At 73.7% G+C, this 15,454-nt stretch carries 16 protein-coding genes and 1 pseudogene; 9 read left to right on the top strand and 8 right to left on the bottom strand.

The window, feature by feature from the left end; genetic code table 11:
- The first annotated feature begins 27 nt into the window (after nucleotides 1-27).
- Complete coding sequence (locus IE172_RS32475; protein ID WP_190100942.1) at nucleotides 28-1,089, top strand: P1 family peptidase; 1,062 nt, start codon at nucleotides 28-30, stop codon at nucleotides 1,087-1,089.
- A 40-nt stretch (nucleotides 1,090-1,129) separates the two neighbouring features.
- Here IE172_RS32475 and IE172_RS32470 read toward each other — a convergent pair whose 3' ends face one another.
- Nucleotides 1,130-1,936 (bottom strand): class I SAM-dependent methyltransferase, encoded by an 807-nt coding sequence (locus tag IE172_RS32470; protein ID WP_190100941.1) that lies wholly within the window; start codon nucleotides 1,934-1,936, stop codon nucleotides 1,130-1,132.
- Nucleotides 1,937-2,112: 176 nt separating this feature from the next.
- Between IE172_RS32470 and IE172_RS32465 the strand changes: the two genes are divergently transcribed.
- On the top strand, nucleotides 2,113-2,550 hold the full coding sequence (locus tag IE172_RS32465) for an OsmC family protein (RefSeq protein ID WP_190100940.1): 438 nt from the start codon (nucleotides 2,113-2,115) through the stop codon (nucleotides 2,548-2,550).
- 48 nt (nucleotides 2,551-2,598) lie between these two features.
- Here IE172_RS32465 and IE172_RS32460 read toward each other — a convergent pair whose 3' ends face one another.
- Entirely contained in the window at nucleotides 2,599-3,444 is an 846-nt protein-coding gene (locus tag IE172_RS32460; RefSeq protein WP_190100939.1) for a hypothetical protein, read from the bottom strand.
- Between the two features lie 362 nt (nucleotides 3,445-3,806).
- Here IE172_RS32460 and IE172_RS32455 point away from each other — a divergent pair, with 362 nt between their 5' ends.
- Nucleotides 3,807-5,186: an MFS transporter gene (locus IE172_RS32455; protein ID WP_229886679.1), complete on the top strand. Its 1,380-nt coding sequence runs from the start codon at nucleotides 3,807-3,809 to the stop codon at nucleotides 5,184-5,186.
- Nucleotides 5,187-5,220: 34 nt separating this feature from the next.
- Here IE172_RS32455 and IE172_RS32450 read toward each other — a convergent pair whose 3' ends face one another.
- Both IE172_RS32450 and IE172_RS35395 read right to left on the bottom strand, forming a co-directional pair.
- Entirely contained in the window at nucleotides 5,221-5,859 is a 639-nt protein-coding gene (locus IE172_RS32450) for a response regulator (protein ID WP_190100937.1), read from the bottom strand.
- An 88-nt stretch (nucleotides 5,860-5,947) separates the two neighbouring features.
- Nucleotides 5,948-6,397, bottom strand: a pseudogene (locus tag IE172_RS35395) (ATP-binding protein); the annotation flags it as partial.
- On the opposite strand from IE172_RS35395, the gene IE172_RS34975 reads away from it, so the two are divergent.
- Together IE172_RS34975 and IE172_RS32440 are read left to right on the top strand one after the other, a co-directional pair.
- Nucleotides 6,357-6,962, top strand: a complete 606-nt coding sequence (locus IE172_RS34975; protein ID WP_229886669.1) for a hypothetical protein — start codon at nucleotides 6,357-6,359, stop codon at nucleotides 6,960-6,962. The pseudogene IE172_RS35395 and the gene IE172_RS34975 sit on opposite strands and share 41 nt — an antisense overlap.
- Nucleotides 6,963-7,143: 181 nt before the next feature.
- Nucleotides 7,144-7,713, top strand: coding sequence for an RICIN domain-containing protein (locus IE172_RS32440; protein WP_190100936.1), 570 nt, complete (start codon nucleotides 7,144-7,146; stop codon nucleotides 7,711-7,713).
- A 105-nt stretch (nucleotides 7,714-7,818) separates the two neighbouring features.
- On the opposite strand, the gene IE172_RS32435 is transcribed toward IE172_RS32440, so the two are convergent.
- Nucleotides 7,819-8,436, bottom strand: a complete 618-nt coding sequence (locus tag IE172_RS32435) for a TOPRIM nucleotidyl transferase/hydrolase domain-containing protein (RefSeq protein WP_190100935.1) — start codon at nucleotides 8,434-8,436, stop codon at nucleotides 7,819-7,821.
- Nucleotides 8,437-8,608: 172 nt separating this feature from the next.
- On the opposite strand from IE172_RS32435, the gene IE172_RS32430 reads away from it, so the two are divergent.
- From IE172_RS32430 to IE172_RS32415, 4 genes are all read left to right on the top strand, one after another.
- Complete coding sequence (locus IE172_RS32430; protein ID WP_431994375.1) at nucleotides 8,609-9,487, top strand: class I SAM-dependent methyltransferase; 879 nt, start codon at nucleotides 8,609-8,611, stop codon at nucleotides 9,485-9,487.
- Between the two features lie 96 nt (nucleotides 9,488-9,583).
- Complete coding sequence (gene rpmG, locus IE172_RS32425; RefSeq protein WP_190100933.1) at nucleotides 9,584-9,748, top strand: 50S ribosomal protein L33; 165 nt, start codon at nucleotides 9,584-9,586, stop codon at nucleotides 9,746-9,748.
- Nucleotides 9,749-9,791: 43 nt separating this feature from the next.
- On the top strand, nucleotides 9,792-9,914 hold the full coding sequence (gene ykgO, locus IE172_RS32420) for a type B 50S ribosomal protein L36 (RefSeq protein ID WP_190100932.1): 123 nt from the start codon (nucleotides 9,792-9,794) through the stop codon (nucleotides 9,912-9,914).
- Nucleotides 9,915-10,045: 131 nt separating this feature from the next.
- Complete coding sequence (locus tag IE172_RS32415) at nucleotides 10,046-11,110, top strand: NAD(+)/NADH kinase (RefSeq protein WP_190100980.1); 1,065 nt, start codon at nucleotides 10,046-10,048, stop codon at nucleotides 11,108-11,110.
- A gap of 67 nt (nucleotides 11,111-11,177) precedes the next feature.
- Here IE172_RS32415 and IE172_RS32410 read toward each other — a convergent pair whose 3' ends face one another.
- The 3 genes from IE172_RS32410 to IE172_RS32400 form a co-directional block, all read right to left on the bottom strand.
- The gene (locus IE172_RS32410; RefSeq protein ID WP_190100931.1) at nucleotides 11,178-12,725 is read right to left on the bottom strand and encodes an FAD-dependent oxidoreductase; all 1,548 of its coding nucleotides are present in this window, start codon (nucleotides 12,723-12,725) and stop codon (nucleotides 11,178-11,180) included.
- Nucleotides 12,726-12,777: 52 nt separating this feature from the next.
- The gene (locus tag IE172_RS32405; protein ID WP_190100930.1) at nucleotides 12,778-13,692 is read right to left on the bottom strand and encodes an AurF N-oxygenase family protein; all 915 of its coding nucleotides are present in this window, start codon (nucleotides 13,690-13,692) and stop codon (nucleotides 12,778-12,780) included.
- Between the two features lie 191 nt (nucleotides 13,693-13,883).
- Nucleotides 13,884-15,452, bottom strand: a complete 1,569-nt coding sequence (locus IE172_RS32400; protein ID WP_190100929.1) for a mucoidy inhibitor MuiA family protein — start codon at nucleotides 15,450-15,452, stop codon at nucleotides 13,884-13,886.
- Nucleotides 15,453-15,454 lie beyond the last annotated feature (2 nt).

The raw sequence follows: 15,454 nt of genomic DNA, 5'->3' as shown, positions 1-15,454 counted from the left end.
CGGCACACCTGTGTACCGTCCACCGGTATGGATCAGCAGCCGCCCCCGCCCACCCGGCGCCGCGCCCGCGACCTCGGCATCGTCATCGGGCGCACGCCCGCCGGACCGTTCGGCGCGATCACGGACGTGCCGGGCGTCCGGGTCGGCCACACCACGGTCCGCCGGGACCCCGACGTGCGCAGCGGAGTCACCGCCGTGCTGCCGGACTCGGTGGGCCCCCGCACACCGCTGCCGGCGGGTGTGTTCACGGGCAACGGCTACGGCAAACTCATCGGGACGACCCAGCTGACCGAACTCGGCGCCCTGGAGACCCCGGTACTGCTCACCTCGACCCTCTCGGCGTTCCGTGTCGCCGACGCCCTCGTCGGCTGGATGCTCCGGCGCCCCGGGTGCGAGGAGACACTGAGCCTGAACCCGGTCGTGGGGGAGTGCAACGACGGCTTCCTGTCCGACATCCGCTCGCGGCCCGTCCGCGAGGAGCACGTCCGGGCCGCCCTCGACGGCGCGTCCGGCGGACCGGTGGCCGAGGGCTGCGTAGGAGCGGGCACCGGCACCGTCGCCCTGGGATTCAAGGCCGGCATCGGCACCGCCTCCCGCACACCGGACGTGGGGGAGAGGCGCTTCACGGTGGGAGTCCTGGTGCAGGCGAACTTCGGCGGCACCCTGCGCGTACTCGGCCGCACCCTCACCCCCCGGTCCCTCGGGCTCGGACCGGACGTCGCGGCACCGGTCGCGGAGACGGGCTCCTGCATGATCGTGGTGGCCACGGACGCCCCGCTGGACGCCCGGCAGCTCACCCGGGTCGCCCGGCGGGCGGTGTTCGCCCTCGCCCGCACCGGCGCCGCCTACAGCCACGGCAGCGGCGACTACGCCGTCGCCTTCGGCACGCGTCCCGACCCCCGCACGCCCGTGGCCGACAGCGATCTGGGCGCGCTGTTCGAATCGGTCCTCGACGGGGTGGAGGAGGCGGTGCTCAACAGCCTGCTGGCCGCGACGACGACCACGGGCGTGCACGGCAGGACCGTACCCGCTCTTCCGGCGGACCTGTTGCTCGACGCCCTCGCCGGGACCGCGGCCGGTCCGGGGTGACGCGGGGCCGGGCGGACGTACGGGGCCCCGCCGGGGCCGGTCAGGCCCGGCGTCCCCAGGCCATCGCCATGCCCGGCCCGATCTCGGCGAGCGCCGGTGAGTCCAGGTACGCCACGGCCCGATCGACGACACCGGCGTCGACCAGGCCCGTCGCCGTCAGCTCCGGCCGCATCCGGCTCCAGGTCCCGGACCAGAAACGGGCCAGCGGACCCCCGGCGACCAGGGGCGGGCACCACACCTCCCCGGCGACCTCGCGCAGGCCCTCCTCCCGCAGGAACCGCGGGTAGGCGGGCACACCGGAGATGTCGGTACCGATCGTCGTCCGCAGCGCCCGCCACATCGCGTCCATGGTGCGCCGGTACGCGGAGGAGGTGTCCCGGGTGTCGGGCAGTTCCACCGCGTCGCCGAGCACCAGCACCCCGCCCGGGTTCAGCCAGCCGGCCAGTCGCGACACGATCCGCCGGCGGTCGGGCAGGTGCATCAGCACGAACCGGGCGTGGATCAGGTCGAACGTGCCCGGTCGCAGACGCTCGTCCGTGAGGTCCGCGCGGAGCACCCGCAGTCCGCGCCCGCCGCGGGCGGCGAGCGCCTCGGTGTCCCGGTCCAGCGCCACCACCTCCCGCGCGCCCGCCTCCTCCAGCAGCCACCGGGCGACCGTGCCGGTTCCGGCGCCCACCTCGAGACAGCGCCCGCCTCGCCCCGCGCCCAGCGCCCGCAGACGGTGCGTGGTGAAGGGGTCGTACACCAGCGCGGCGGCGTCGACGCGCTCGGCCTCGCGCGGATGCTCCGGTGCGAACAGGTCCTCCCCGTACCGGCCGGCCCCACCCGGGGAACGTGAGTCGGTCATGCCCGGACCTCCTCGCCTGCGACCTGCGCGGTGGGCGTGCGCCGCACGCTCTCCACCCGGGCACCGCCCTTCACGGCCGACGGGCGCGCCCGCGCGTCCGCCACCACCGTCTCACGGGCCCCGCAGGGCGGCGCGGGGGCGGGCCGGGCGCCTTCCTGAGCCGCTACCGTCGACGCATGAGCGAAGAATCCCGGCGTTCCGTCCGCGTCGAGCGAACCCGCACCGGTCACTTCGTGGCCACCAACGCCCGTGGCGGCACCCTCCACTTCGGCACCGCCTCCGACGGCGGGAACACGGCGTTCACCCCCGTCGAACTGCTGCTGGCCGCCCTCGGGGGCTGCACGGCCGCGGACGTCGACGTGGCCACCGCCCGTCACGCCGAACCCGACCGGTTCTCCGTGTCGGTGACGGGGGACAGGATCAGCGACGGGCTCGGCAACCGCATGACCGACCTCGTCGTCACCTTCGACGTCGCCTTCCCCGACGGCCCGGGCGCCGAGCGCGCCCGCGCCATCCTTCCGCGTGCCGTGCGGACCTCCCACGACCGGCTCTGCACGGTCAGCCGCACGATCGAGACCGGCACGCCCGTCACGACCGAGGTCGAGGACGCCTGACCGGGCGGCCCGACGGCCCGGCGGCGACCGGCTTCCCGCCGGCTCCGGTCAGCTGACGCCGCTGGGCGTGGGCTGGGGGGTGCGGCCGGCGCGTACTTCCTTCAGCCGCTCCGTGCCGTTGCCCACGGCGGCCGAGGTGCTGTCGTGCGAGGCGCCGTCGAGCCCGCCGTTGGTGACGGTGATCGCGTCCGTGCCGAGCCGGACGGCGGCGACGTCCAGGGTGAGCGTCGCCGGGTCGCCGTTGCTGTGGCCCTTGACCGTCACGGTCAGGCCCTGCCGGGCGTCCCCCGTGTCGGGCAGCTTCAGGCCGATGACCTGCACGGTGCGGTCGCCGCTGTCGCCGCCGGTCAGCGTGAACTGGTCGCAGGTGTCCGGAAGCGACTTCAGCCACTGCATCGAGTCGTCGAGGTCGGCCTTGTCGTAGGCGGCGACCTGGTAGAGCAGCCGGGACTCGCCGTCCTGGAAGCCGTTGAGCGCCGACGCCCCGGACGGAGTACCCAGCAGCGTCTCGTCGTACAGGGCGTCGACGAGACGCTGGCACTCCGAGGCGTCGCTCTTGCCGTTGAGGAAGGCGGCCACGTCGACGTCGCCCACCAGCAGCGAGTCCCGCCACTCCCGCGGATTGTCGACCTGTGTCCAGTTGTCCTCCAGGTCCTCCGAGGTGATCAGCGCCTGACGCGCGCCCCTCTCGGTGAGCTCCGGCCCCGTCGGCGTGGAGGTGGGCGAGGCCGTCTGTGCGGCGACGCCCCGCTCGGCGACCGTCGAGGCGGTCCGAGAGCCGGACGGTGCGCCCGTCTCACCGTCGGAACAGGCTGCCGTGGCCAGCAGCGTCCCGGCGGCCAGTGCGCAGGCCAGGGCACGGGACGGGCGGACGATCGGACGAGGGGTGGTCACGAGTGCCTCCTGGGAACGGGACGACCGCCCGGCGCCGACCTGCCCCGGGCGTTTCCTCCCCTGCCTCTCAGCGCATCACCCCTCCGCGCGGGTGACCAGCGCAGCGGAGGCATACAGGTGAGGAGGGCGCCCCGGAGCCGCGGCCCGGCCGTGACGGCCCGTCGCGGGCACGTGCTTCCCGGCACCCGCCCCAAAGCGCTGATACGTTCCCTTTGCAGCGACATGTCCCGGAAAGGAACGCGGCCACGTCCCCCACCGAGAACGAGCCGGCGCCCGACACCGCGGCGGCCAAGCGTCACCCGACCCTGTTCCGTGCCGTCCGGCGTCGCCAGAACCCGCGGCTGCGCCGGTCGGACATCACGGTGACGGACGAACGGGCGGTCAGACGTGCGGTGAAGGCCGCCTCGCTCGGCAACGCCATGGAATGGTTCGACTTCGGCATCTACGCCTACCTCGCCGGCACCATCGGCCGTGTCTTCTTCCCCTCGGGCAGCGAGACCGCGCAACTGCTGTCCTCCTTCGCCACCTTCGCCGTCGCGTTCCTGGTGCGCCCCCTCGGCGGCATGGTCTTCGGACCGATGGGGGACAAGGTCGGGCGCAAGAAGGTGCTCGCGCTGACGATGATCCTCATGGCGATCGGCACCGCCGCCATCGGCATGCTCCCGACCTACGCCGCCGTCGGCTTCTGGTCGCCCCTGCTGCTCATCTGCTTCCGGCTGCTGCAGGGTTTCTCCACCGGCGGCGAGTACGGCGGCGCCTCCACCTTCATCGCGGAGTACGCCCCGGACCGGCGTCGCGGCTACTTCGGCAGCTTCCTGGAACTCGGCACCCTCGCCGGCTACACCGGCGCGGCGGGCCTGGTCACAGGGCTCACCGCCTGGCTCGGCTCCGACACCATGGACGCCTGGGGCTGGCGCATCCCGTTCCTGGTCGCCGGCCCGCTGGGCGTCGTCGGCATCTACCTGCGGCTGAGACTGGACGACACCCCGGCGTACCTGAAACTGGGGGAGGGCGCTGGCCACGCCTCCCGGGCCGCGGACGCGGTGGAGAACACCGCCCGCGGCGGCCTCGGCCGGATCTTCCGGGAACACTGGCGCACCCTGGTGCTGTGCGTCGCCCTGGTCGGCGCGTACAACATCACCGACTACATGCTGCTGTCGTACATGCCGACCTACCTCTCCGACGAACTGCACTACACCGAGACCCACGGTCTGCTCATCCTGGTGGCCACCATGATCGTGCTGATGCTGCTGATCAGCCAGGTGGGCCGGCTCAGCGACCGCTACGGCCGCAAGCCGTTGCTGATGACCGGCATGCTGAGCTTCTTCGTCCTGTCCACCCCCGCCTTCCTCCTCGTGCGGCAGGGCAGTCTGCTCGCCGTCTCGGCCGGCATGCTGATGCTCGGCCTGTCACTGGTCTGTCTGCTCGGCACCATGTCGGCGGCGCTGCCGGCCATGTTCCCCACGGCCGTGCGCTACGGCTCCCTGTCGGTCGGCTACAACCTGTCGGCGTCGCTGTTCGGCGGCACCACCCCCCTGGTGATCACCGCCCTGATCGGCGCCACCGGTTCGCAGATGATGCCGGCGTACTACGCGATGGCCGCGGCCCTGGCCGGCGTCGTCGCGGTGGCCTGCATGAAGGAGACGGCGCGGCAGCCGCTCGAGGGTTCTCCCCCGTCGGTGCAGACCGAGGAGGAGGCGGCGGAGATGGTGCGGTCGCAGGCACCCCCACCGAAGTTCTGACGGCAGGTCACCGAAGCCGCGTTCGGCCGTCCCGTCAGAGCTCCGCCCAGCCGTCCTCACGGACCCGGTCCGCCAGGTCGGTCTTGGTGTAGGTCGGCCGGCCCGCCTGCTGGTACTTCTCCTTGACACGGTCCAGGTAGTACTTTGCGGTGTGCGGACTGACACCCGCGCGCCGGGCCGTGGCCTTCAGCGTGAGTCCGGAGGCGTACTCCAGCAGTACCTGACGCTCCTTCGGTGACAGCCTCGGCCGCGCGGGGCCGTCGTCGTGGGCCCAGGCGAAGGCCAGTTCCGGCGAGTGGACGGTCCCGCCCCCGGCCACCTCCTCGACGGCCTCCACCAGTGCCGGCAGGTCGTGGTCCTTGGTGAGGTAGCCGTCCGCGCCGGCCGCGATCGCGGCGACGATCCTGCGGCGGTCCGCCACCGTGCTGATGACCAGCACGCGCGGGCCCGCGGCGCGCACCCGCCGGATGTTGTCCGGCGGCCGCGACCCGTCGGCGAGCACCAGGTCCAGCAGGACGACGTCGTAGGGCACCGGCCCGGCGCCCCGCGCGCCGAGCAGGCCGTCCACCGTGCACGCCGTCGCCGCCAGCACCACGCCCGGCACCTCTTCCAGCCACACGCGCAGCCCGTCGAGCAGCATCCGGTCGTCGTCGACCACGGCCACGGTGATCACGCGGGCCACCGCAGGGCCACGCACGTGCCCCCCCGGGAGCGCTGTCCACCTCGGCGGCACCCCCCGCCTCACGCATCCGCTCACCGATCGACGAACGCAAGCCCATCCCCTTGTCCACCGTGAGCGGGTCGAAGCCGCTCCCGCGGTCCACCACGGTCACCACGACCCCGCCGGCGGAGCCCGTGACGGTCACGTACGCGCGGCCCGTGCCCGCGTGCCGCAGCACGTTGTTCAGCGCCTCCGTCACCGCACTGCCCAGCGCCGCCGCCGCGTGGGCCGGTATCTCCGCCGGCGCCCCGTACTGGGCGGTCACCCGCAGCCCGAGGCTCTCCACTGAGCGCACCGCGTGCTCCACGGCCGCGGCCGTACCCGGCGCGATGCCGTCGTCCTCCGCCTGCTGCTGCACCAGCCGCCGCAGATAGGCGGCCTCCCGGCCGCACCGCTCCCGCACGGCGGCGGTACCGGCGTCGGCCCGGCCGCTCGCGATCGCGGTGAGCGTGGCCAGTACCGTGTCGTGCAGCGCCCGGTGGTGCGCCATGCGCTCGGCGTACCGGGCCCGCGCCGCCTCGGCGGCGACGGCCTGCTCGGTGGCGGCGTCGAGCAGACGCCCCTGGCGTCGCAGGTACCACCAGAAGACCCGGGCCAGCACGGCGGAGGAGACCAGGGCGTTGAGGTGCGCGGCGATCACGGCGATCTCCGCGCCGGCCATCGCGTACCCGGCGATGTGCGTCACCACCAGTGCCGTCACCGCGCCCGCCACCGCCGCGCCCCGGCGGAGAGCCACCGCGCACACCGCGCTCGCGGACCCGCCGAGCAGCATGGACCAGCCGATGTCCGACGGCCGGTCCGCCCCGCCCGCGTACACCACGAAGGGCAGCACACAGCCGACGAGCACCAGGTCCACCAGCGGCGGCCGGGCGCCGAACCACCCGCGGGAACGCGCGACGCCGAAGACGGACAGACTCGAAGCGACGGCGGCCGTCAGCCCGAGCCAGGACAGCACGCTGTCCCGCTGGTGCTGGGCCACGGCGAGGATCCCCACCACCAAGTGGCTGACCCGGTACAGACCGGTCGCCAGGACCATGAACGACTGGGCCCGCTGAAGCCCCGACCCCACCCTCACGGCACGTCTCCCGCCCCCACGCAACCCCCCTGAAACGGCGGTACAGCCGGGCACCGGCGGCCCGCTACGTTCGGGGCGTTCCGGCGCCGGTCACGACGAGACATCAGATCATCACGTCGGGTCGTGGCGCCGGTCGGTATCCGGGCAAAGAAGGAGGAAGAGTGGCTGGAAGTGTGCGCGGCGGAGGGGTCGCCGCGTTCTTGGCGGCACTGCTCGTTCTGATCGTCCCCGGCACGGCCACCGCGGCCGACCCGCCGATCCGCTACACGGGCTGGATCACCGACGCCGCGATCCACGAGATGCGGGCCTCCTACTCGTGGCAGTGCATGGACGTGCGGGGGGAGTCGCAGAGCCCGGGCGCGGTCGTCCAGCGCTACGACTGCAAGGGCAGGCTGCACCAGCGCTTCTACTTCACACCCTCGGGCACACCGGGCCTGTTCATGATCGGCGTGTACGGGAAGTACTGCGTCGGCGCCCAGAACGCCTCGGTCGCCGACGGCACCCCGATGGTGATCGGCCACTGCCAGGGGCCGGGCCAGCACTTCCGCTGGGTCGACCAGGGCAACAACCACTGGGAGATCGTGGAGGCCGCCAGCGGCAAGTGTCTGATCGACGGGGGCCGGCGGGAGGCGATCCGCCTGGGCACGTGCGGCAACATCGCCGAGCCGTACCCGAGTCTGTGGACGCCCCTGTACCACCGTCAGTACAACTACACCAGCGTCTGGGGCTGACCGCCCCGCACGGCCCGGACCCGGCGCCGCACGGTGAGCAGGGAGGGGGGCCCGCCGCGCGGCGACGGGGCCGGAGCGGACCGCTCCGGCCCCGGGCCGTCGCCCTCAGAGCCCGGCGAGCAGGCCGTCGAGCGGGTCGGGCACGTCCCCGGGGCCGAGCGCCTCGACGAGGACCCGGCCGTAGTGGATCTTGCGTCCCTTCTTCGTGCCGAGGAACCGCCGCAGTTGCTGCTTTGCCGCGCGGCCCTGCTGCGCGGGCTGCCGCAGGAAGGTCCGCAGGGCGCGGTCGTCGCCCTCGGCGCGGATGATCTCCTCCACCCGTGTCGTGCCCAGGGCCCGGATGAGCTCGTCCTCCAGATCCGCCGCGCAGACGAAGAACCCCTGCCCCGGCGCACCGGCCCGCTCCAGACCACGGGCGTAGTAGCCGTGTTCCGCCTCGTCGCACAGCCCCGTGAGCCGCAGGCCCAGTCCGGGCGGCCCGACGAGGCCGGCGAAACGCCCCACGCTCATCGCACCGCCCATGGGAAGCACGCAGACCCCCTCGGCCGCGAGGTCCCGGCCGCGCAGCGCGGCCAGCGCGTCGACCGCCGCCGCGTCGCTCAGCCCTTCGAGCAGGACGGCGGTCCGCACGTCCAGCCGTGCGGCCAGCTCCCGCGCCACGGCACCGGAGGCGCCGGCCGCCCACGCGGTGACCGCCTCCCGGAACGCGCTCATGTCCGCCATGAGGCGAGTCTCCGCCCTTTCCGGCCGGGGCGGTAGCCGATTTCCGACGGGTCGTCGCCTCGAGCGTCCGACCGGCCGTCGTCTTGCGCGTTCCGCGGCTCGGCCGGCCATCGTCTTGCGCGTCCCGGGAGGGCGCGGGCCCCACGCGGACGGCCCGCCTAGCGTGATGCGCATGAACCACTCCACCCCGCAGCGGGCACCGCACCGTACACGACACGCCCACCCGCACGACTCCGGGCACGGCATGGGCGACCAGGGGGATTTCCTCGACCTGGAGGCGGACGTACTCGCCGGGCACATCGCGTCCATCACCGCCTGGCTTCCCCTCGGGGCGGAGCCCGGCCACATCGTGGACCTCGGTTGCGGAACCGGAGCCGGCACCCTCGCCCTGCTCGACCGCTTCCCGGGGGCCCGGCTGACCGCCGTGGACTCCTCCACCGCCCATCTCGACCGCCTGCGCCGCAAGGCCGCGGCGGCCGGAGCGGCCGACCGCACGACCCTGGTCCACGCGGACCTCGACGCTGCGGACTGGCCCGCCCTCGGCGCACCGGAACTGGTCTGGGCGTCGGCCTCCCTGCACCACATGGCCGACCCCGGCCGCACCCTGCGCACGGTGCACGAACTGCTGGCCCCGGGCGGACTGCTCGCCGTCGTCGAGCCGGCCGGTTTCCCCCGGTTCCTGCCCGGGGACGCCCCGGAGACCGCCCCGGGCCTGGAGGAGCGCTGCCACGCCCTGCTCGCCGACCACCACGCCGCGCATGTGCCCCGTCGCGGTGCCGACTGGGCGGCCCCACTGACCGCGGCCGGTCTCACCGTCGAGAGCCGGCGCACCCTCACGGTAGGCGTCCCCCTGTCCCGCACCGAGGCGGTGGGCCGCTACGCGCTCAGCGGCCTGCGCCGCATGCGCGACAAGGTGGCACCCTCCCTCACCGACGGGGACCTGACCGCTCTCGACGGACTGCTCGACACCGGCGGGCCGCACAGCATCCTGCGCCGCGCCGACCTGAGCGTCCGCACCGAGCTCACGGTCTGGGCCGCGCGCCGCCCCTGACCGGAACCGGAATACACGGACCCGCCCACGCCGTTGCAGAGACCGAGCTGACATGCCTGAGTCAAAGGGATCGGGCAGCGGCGGAAGGAGCACCCCATGGCACGCAGCACCGCACGGCCCGTCGTCAAGCTGAGGTCGACGGCCGGGACCGGCGTCACCTACGTGACGCGCAAGAGCCAGCTGAACGACCCCGACCGGCTCGTCCTGCGCAAGTACGACCCGGTCGCCGGCGGGCACGTCCTCTTCCGCGAAGAGCGGTGACACCCGGTACCCCCGCCGTACAGTCCCGCGGAAGGAGACCGTGATGAAGGTACGCAAGTCCCTGCGCTCGCTGAAGTCCAGGCCCGGCGCCCAGGTGGTGCGCCGGCGCGGCGTGACGTTCGTGATCAACAAGAAGGACCCGCGTTCCAAGGCCCGCCAGGGCTGAGCGTCCGCCTCGTCCCCCGGCGGCCCGGTACCGCGCTCGCGGAACCGGGCCGCCGCGGCGTGGTGCCGCGGGCCGTCCCAGGGGTCAGGATGGGGACACAGCCGGTCGAGTCGGACGTCCAGGAGGCGGAGATGGCGGTGCACCGGGTCGGCATGGTCGTACACGGCGGACGCCCCGAGGCCGCGGAAGCGGCCCGCACGGTCCGGTCGTGGTGCGCCGAGCACGCCGTCGCCTGCAAGGACATCGACGTGTGGAGCGACGGCGGGCGGCACAGCGCCCGGGAGGAAGTGGCGGCGGCCGGTGACCCCGACCTCGTCGTCACGCTCGGCGGGGACGGCACCTTCCTGCGCGGTGCCCGGCTGGCCGCCGCCATCGACGCGCTGGTGCTCGGAGTCGACCTCGGCCGGGTGGGCTTCCTGACCGAAGTGCCCATGACCCTGGTGCGCACGGCCCTGGACGCCGTGCACGAGGACCGGATCGAAGCGGAGCGGCGCATGCTGCTGACCATGCGTGCCTCCCGCCGCCTCGAGGTGCCCTCGGACATCGGGGCGCTCATGAGCTACGGCCGGGGCCCCCTCCTGCCCCCGACGCGCGTGCGCACCGACTGCGAGACGGGAGGCGAATGGGGCGTCCCGCTGGACGTGACCGCCCTCAACGACGTCGTACTGGAGAAGCTCGCCCGGGACCGGCAGGTCTCGGTCGGCGTCTACATCGCCGGCCGGCTGCTGGCCTCCTACTCCGCCGACGCGCTGCTCGTGGCCACACCCACGGGCTCGACCGCCTACAGCTTCGCCGCCGGCGGCCCGGTGGTCTCGCCGGGCGCCGAGGCGCTGGTCTTCACGCCCGTGGCACCGCACATGACGTTCAACCGCTCGGTCGTCGCCGCCCCGGACGAGCCCGTCGGGCTGCGGGTGCTCGAACGCTCGGGCCGCGCCGCGGTCAGCATCGACGGCCAGCTCCGCGGTGTGATCGGTCCGGGGGACTGGATCGGGGTGTACGCGTCGCCGCGGAAGCTGCGTGCCGCACGGCTCGGCCCCATGGACTTCTACGGCCGCCTCCGGGAGCGGATGAACCTCACCGACGCGCCCGCGGCGGTCGCCGACGGCACACCGGCACCGCTGTGGCCGGTCGCCGGTCCTCCACCGGGCGACCTGGCACACCTGGCCATGCCGCACCACCCGGCCGCGGCCGGGTGACATGGAAGGCCCCTCGACGTGCCCGGGCACGTCGAGGGGCCACTCCCGGCCGCATGTCCGGGTGGCGTCAGCGGCGCCGGCGCCGGACGAGGCGGCGGAAGGCCTTCGGCCCGGCGGCCGGTGCGGGCAGCGCGCCCGCCACCGCGTCGGCCAGCAGGGAGCCGACGGTCTCGGCCGCGCACGCGCGGTTCGCGCCGATGCCGCCCGACGGCCCGCGTTTGCTCCAGCCCACCACGTACGTTCCGGGCCTGTCACGCACCCGTCCGAGCTCGTTCGGCACGGTCCCGGTGGCCTCGTCGAACGGCAGCCCCGCCTGCGGGACCCCGCGGTAGCCGACCGCGCGCAGGACCAGGCCGGACGGGATCTCCGGCTCCCCGCTGCCGTCGGTCACGCGTACGGCGCGGGTGCGCTCGCCTCCGCACACCTCCACCGGGGCCGAGAAGAAACGGAACACGATGCGACGCCGCCCCCGGGCATCCGGCGGCAGCGACCACTCGACGGCCTCGCGCGCCACGTCCCGCAGCACCCCCGCCTTGTCCCCCTGCGCGGCGGCGTCGACGGCCTGACCGACGCGCGGATCGTGGTCGTCGACCAGCAGGTCGACCCCGGGAAGGTGTTTGAGGGCGAGCAGTTCGGACCGGGTGTACGCCGCCTCCCGCGGGCCGCGCCGCCCGAGCACCACCACCTCGCGCACCCTGCTGCGGCGCAGCTCCGCCAGCGCGTGGCCGGCGATCCCCGTGCCGGCCAGCGAGTCCGGGTCGGTGACCAGGATGCGGGCCACGTCGAGTGCGACGTTGCCGTTGCCGACCACGACGACACGCTCGGCCGACAGGTCGACGGCGTCCGGGGCGACCTCCGGATGCGCGTTGTACCAGGCCACGAAGGTGGTCGCGGAGACACAGCCGGGCAGCTCCTCACCCGGGATGCCGAGCCGCCGGTCGGTGGCCGCGCCCACCGCGTAGATCACCGCGTCGTGGTGTGCGGCGAGCTCCTCCGCGGTGATGTGGGCGCCCACGTCGAGACCGAGGTGCATCCGCACCCGCGGATGGGTGTGGAAGCGGGCGAAGGTCTCGCCCACCTTCCTGGTGGACGGATGGTCGGGTGCCACGCCGTACCGGACGAGTCCGCCGGCGACCGGAAGCCGGTCGATGAGCGTCACCTCGGCCCGCGTGTGCAGCAGCAGATCCCTGGCGGCGTACATGCCGGCGGGGCCGGTGCCGACGATCGCGACCCGCAGCGGTCCGAAGTCCGAGGGCAGCACCCGGTCGAAGGACGGCTCGCCCCAGTCGTGGAAGTTCGGACCCGGCGCCGCCGCGCCCCCCTCGGAACTCTCCTCCCGGACCGGTGAGTCCTCGGTCCCGCCGGATTCGAAGTAGGCGGCGTTGATCCGCGCGTACTCCCGCTGCGCGGCGGGCAGCCGGTCGACGGGGAAGACGGCGTCCACCGGACAGGCGTCGGCGCACGCCCCGCAGTCGATGCAGCTCTTGGGGTCGATGTGCAGCATCTCCGTGCTGCCGAAGGCCCGTTCCTCGGGGGTGGGGTGAATGCAGTTGACCGGGCAGACGGACACACAGGTGGCGTCGTTGCAGCAGGTCTGGGTGATCGCGAAGGCCATGGTCGTCCGCTCCGCTGAAGGCCGGGACAGGTGCAGGGGGTCGGGTCGTCGGTCAGACGAGGTGGGCGCGCTTGTAGAAGAAGAGCGCCGGCCGGGTGAGCAGGCCCACCGAGGCCAGGAACTCCATCAGTCCCGAACAGCTCGCCCGCATCATCGACTTGTGGTGCTCGTTCGCCTTCGCCTCGCGCAGGGCGCGCTTCTCGTCCAGGCCGGCGTTGGCGTAGACCTTCCGGTTCACCATGCTGGTGACGATGACGTACGCGGCGACGGATATCAGGACGGCGTGGATCCGGCGGCGCAGCCGCCCCGCCCGTGCCAGGTGCCGCCGCGTCTCGTCGCGGGCGAACTTCATGTGCCGCGACTCCTCGACGACATGGATGTTGTTGATGGTGCGGACGAACGGCACGACCCGCTCGTCGCGCATCCAGTCGCGCTGCATGACGTCCAGGACCTCCTCGGCCACCAGGATCGCCGCGTACGCCGCCTCACCGAAGGCGACGGTCTTGAAGAACCTGCCGAGTTCGAGCGCCACCCGGTGCGGGCGGTAGGCCGGAGCCCCGAGCTTCCGCGCGCCGCGGGCGAACATGATCGAGTGCCGGCATTCGTCGGCGATCTCGGTGAGCGCCCACTGGACGGTGTCGTCCGACGGGTCCTTGGCGTAGATGTCCCGCAGCACCATCTGCTGCAGGATCATCTCGAACCAGATGCCGGTGCTGGCGACGGACGCCGCCTCCTGGCGCGTCAGCGCCTTGCGCTGCTCCTCGCTCATCTCGTTCCAGTACGCCGTTCCGTAGAGCGTGCTCCACTCCGGGCTGGCGCCGTGGAAGTTCGTGTCGAGGGGGGTGTCCCAGTCGACTTCGGTGAGCGGGTCGTAGGAGAGCTGCGCGGATGAATCGAGCAGACGCCGGGCCGCACCGTCGTCCGAGGGATGGGTCCGGGCCTCCGGCTGAGAGGTGCTGCTGGCCATGCTGAGGGCTCCTCCGGGTCGAGACCATGCGCTATTACCACGGGTAACGGCCGCCGCTTGCTGACGAACTGTATAGCAAGAGGGCGCGGCTTCCTACCCCTCGGTAGGGGAGCATCGCCGGGCACCGGGAAAGGGGGGCCGTGATCCCGGCGACGTGCCCGCCGCGGACCACGGTGCCGTTCGCCGAGCGGTCAGATACCGGTGACCTTGCCGCTGGCCGACACCTCGTAGACGAGGGTGACGGTGCGCCGGCCGCCCGGGCCCAGCGGGACGTCCCAGCGGACGATGCCGTCCTCGTCGACCGCGTCGGGCACGGGCGAGCAGGCGTCGCGGCGCAGCCGCACGTCCACCGCCGACACCTCGGAGACCGGGATGCGCTCCCGGACGGCGATCACCCGCTCGGCGTCGTCCCCGGGGGCGGAGAACCTGGACAGGTGCAGCCGGACGGTCCGGGTGAGGACGGTGCGCTGGCTGATCCCGGCGGTCTCCCTGGTCTCCTCGGTCCGCCGCAGGACCCGGTGGTCGTCCCGGCTGCCGAAGGCGAGGTCGACGGGAGCGCCGGGGGCGGTGAAGTCCAGGGTTCCGCGTCCGCCGAAGCCGCTGCCGCCGATGAGGTCGACGGGCCCGGCGAGCAGTGCGTGGCCGGACCGGTTGTCGAACCGCACCACCTGACTGACCAGGGGCGACAGTTCGGGCGAGCAGCTGTACTCACTGCGGGCGGAGGTGGTGAAGGAGGACAGCGGAACGCGGTGGGCGCGGCCGTCCGCCGGCACGGTGACCGGTGCGGGGGAGTGGAGGACCCGCACCTCCCCGCCGTCGTCCACTCCCGGCAGTCCGGGCACGGGGGCGGGACCGAGGTCCGCGATCTCCTCCTCGCGCAGACCGACATGCACGGTCCGGCGCTCCGCGGCCGTGCGGTCCGTCAGTGTCAGCCGGTCCTCGCCGAGCCGCGGCGGTTCCCCCGCCGACGCGGAGCGGGCGGTCGACAGGGTCAGCCGTACGTCCGACCAGTCCTCTCCGGTGCGTTGCCAGACGATCGCGTCCGTCTCCAGAGTGAGGTCCTGGCCGTCCAGTACGGCGCGGTAGGCGGGCCGCCACAGGGCGCACGGGGTGAGATGGCTCAGACGCAACCCGGCCCGGCCGTCGGCCGGGGAGTGGACGGTCAGCTCGATGTGGCAGGTCAGCTCCGCGGTTTCCGTCCCGTAGAGGTCCATCGCCCGGTGGGCCTCGGAGAGTTCGGCCGCGACGCCGGCCAGCCCGGCCTCCACCGCGCGCAGCCGCTCGCCGCAGGAGTCGCGTTCGCCGTCGACCCGGTCCAGCTCCCGGCTCCAGCGCTCCCGTTCGGGCTCCCCCGAACCGGCGCCCTCGGCGATGTCCCGCAGGAGATCGGCGGCGACACGGCCCAGTACTTCAGCGCGGGCCCGCAGCCGGTCACGACGCCGCTCCAGAGCCGACCGCTCCTCCTCCAGGGCGCTCACGCGATGGCGCAGCGCGGAGTCGTCGTCGGCGGGCCCCGGCCCGCGCGGAGTCCAGGTACGCACGAGCCGCACGTCGAGCACGGACGCCGGGTGGCCGCCGGTCAGTTCGGCGTGCAGGGTGCGGTCCACGGCGAGCGCGCCGACCGGTCCGAGACGCAGGCGCCGGGTGCCGGCCCGCAGATCGAGCACGGCGGTCCGCTCCACGTGGGCGCGGTCCTCCGTGCAGGTCACGGCGGTGACGGGGAGAGCGATCAGCTCGATCGGCTCGGGTGACGTGGGCATCG

This window comes from Streptomyces griseoflavus (genome assembly GCF_014649995.1).
Taxonomy (GTDB): domain Bacteria; phylum Actinomycetota; class Actinomycetes; order Streptomycetales; family Streptomycetaceae; genus Streptomyces; species Streptomyces griseoflavus.
This window is presented reverse-complemented; position numbering and strand designations above follow the sequence as displayed.

Coding starts and splice junctions, on each gene's coding strand:
- IE172_RS32430 (WP_431994375.1), top strand. CDS start 8,609: ATGAACCACTCCACCCCGCAGCGGGCACCGCACCGTACACGACACGCC.
- IE172_RS32475 (WP_190100942.1), top strand. CDS start 28: ATGGATCAGCAGCCGCCCCCGCCCACCCGGCGCCGCGCCCGCGACCTC.
- IE172_RS32400 (WP_190100929.1), bottom strand. CDS start 15,452: ATGCCCACGTCACCCGAGCCGATCGAGCTGATCGCTCTCCCCGTCACC.
- ykgO (WP_190100932.1), top strand. CDS start 9,792: ATGAAGGTACGCAAGTCCCTGCGCTCGCTGAAGTCCAGGCCCGGCGCC.
- IE172_RS32435 (WP_190100935.1), bottom strand. CDS start 8,436: ATGGCGGACATGAGCGCGTTCCGGGAGGCGGTCACCGCGTGGGCGGCC.
- IE172_RS32405 (WP_190100930.1), bottom strand. CDS start 13,692: ATGGCCAGCAGCACCTCTCAGCCGGAGGCCCGGACCCATCCCTCGGAC.
- IE172_RS32410 (WP_190100931.1), bottom strand. CDS start 12,725: ATGGCCTTCGCGATCACCCAGACCTGCTGCAACGACGCCACCTGTGTG.
- rpmG (WP_190100933.1), top strand. CDS start 9,584: ATGGCACGCAGCACCGCACGGCCCGTCGTCAAGCTGAGGTCGACGGCC.
- IE172_RS32465 (WP_190100940.1), top strand. CDS start 2,113: ATGAGCGAAGAATCCCGGCGTTCCGTCCGCGTCGAGCGAACCCGCACC.
- IE172_RS32470 (WP_190100941.1), bottom strand. CDS start 1,936: ATGACCGACTCACGTTCCCCGGGTGGGGCCGGCCGGTACGGGGAGGAC.
- IE172_RS32415 (WP_190100980.1), top strand. CDS start 10,046: ATGGCGGTGCACCGGGTCGGCATGGTCGTACACGGCGGACGCCCCGAG.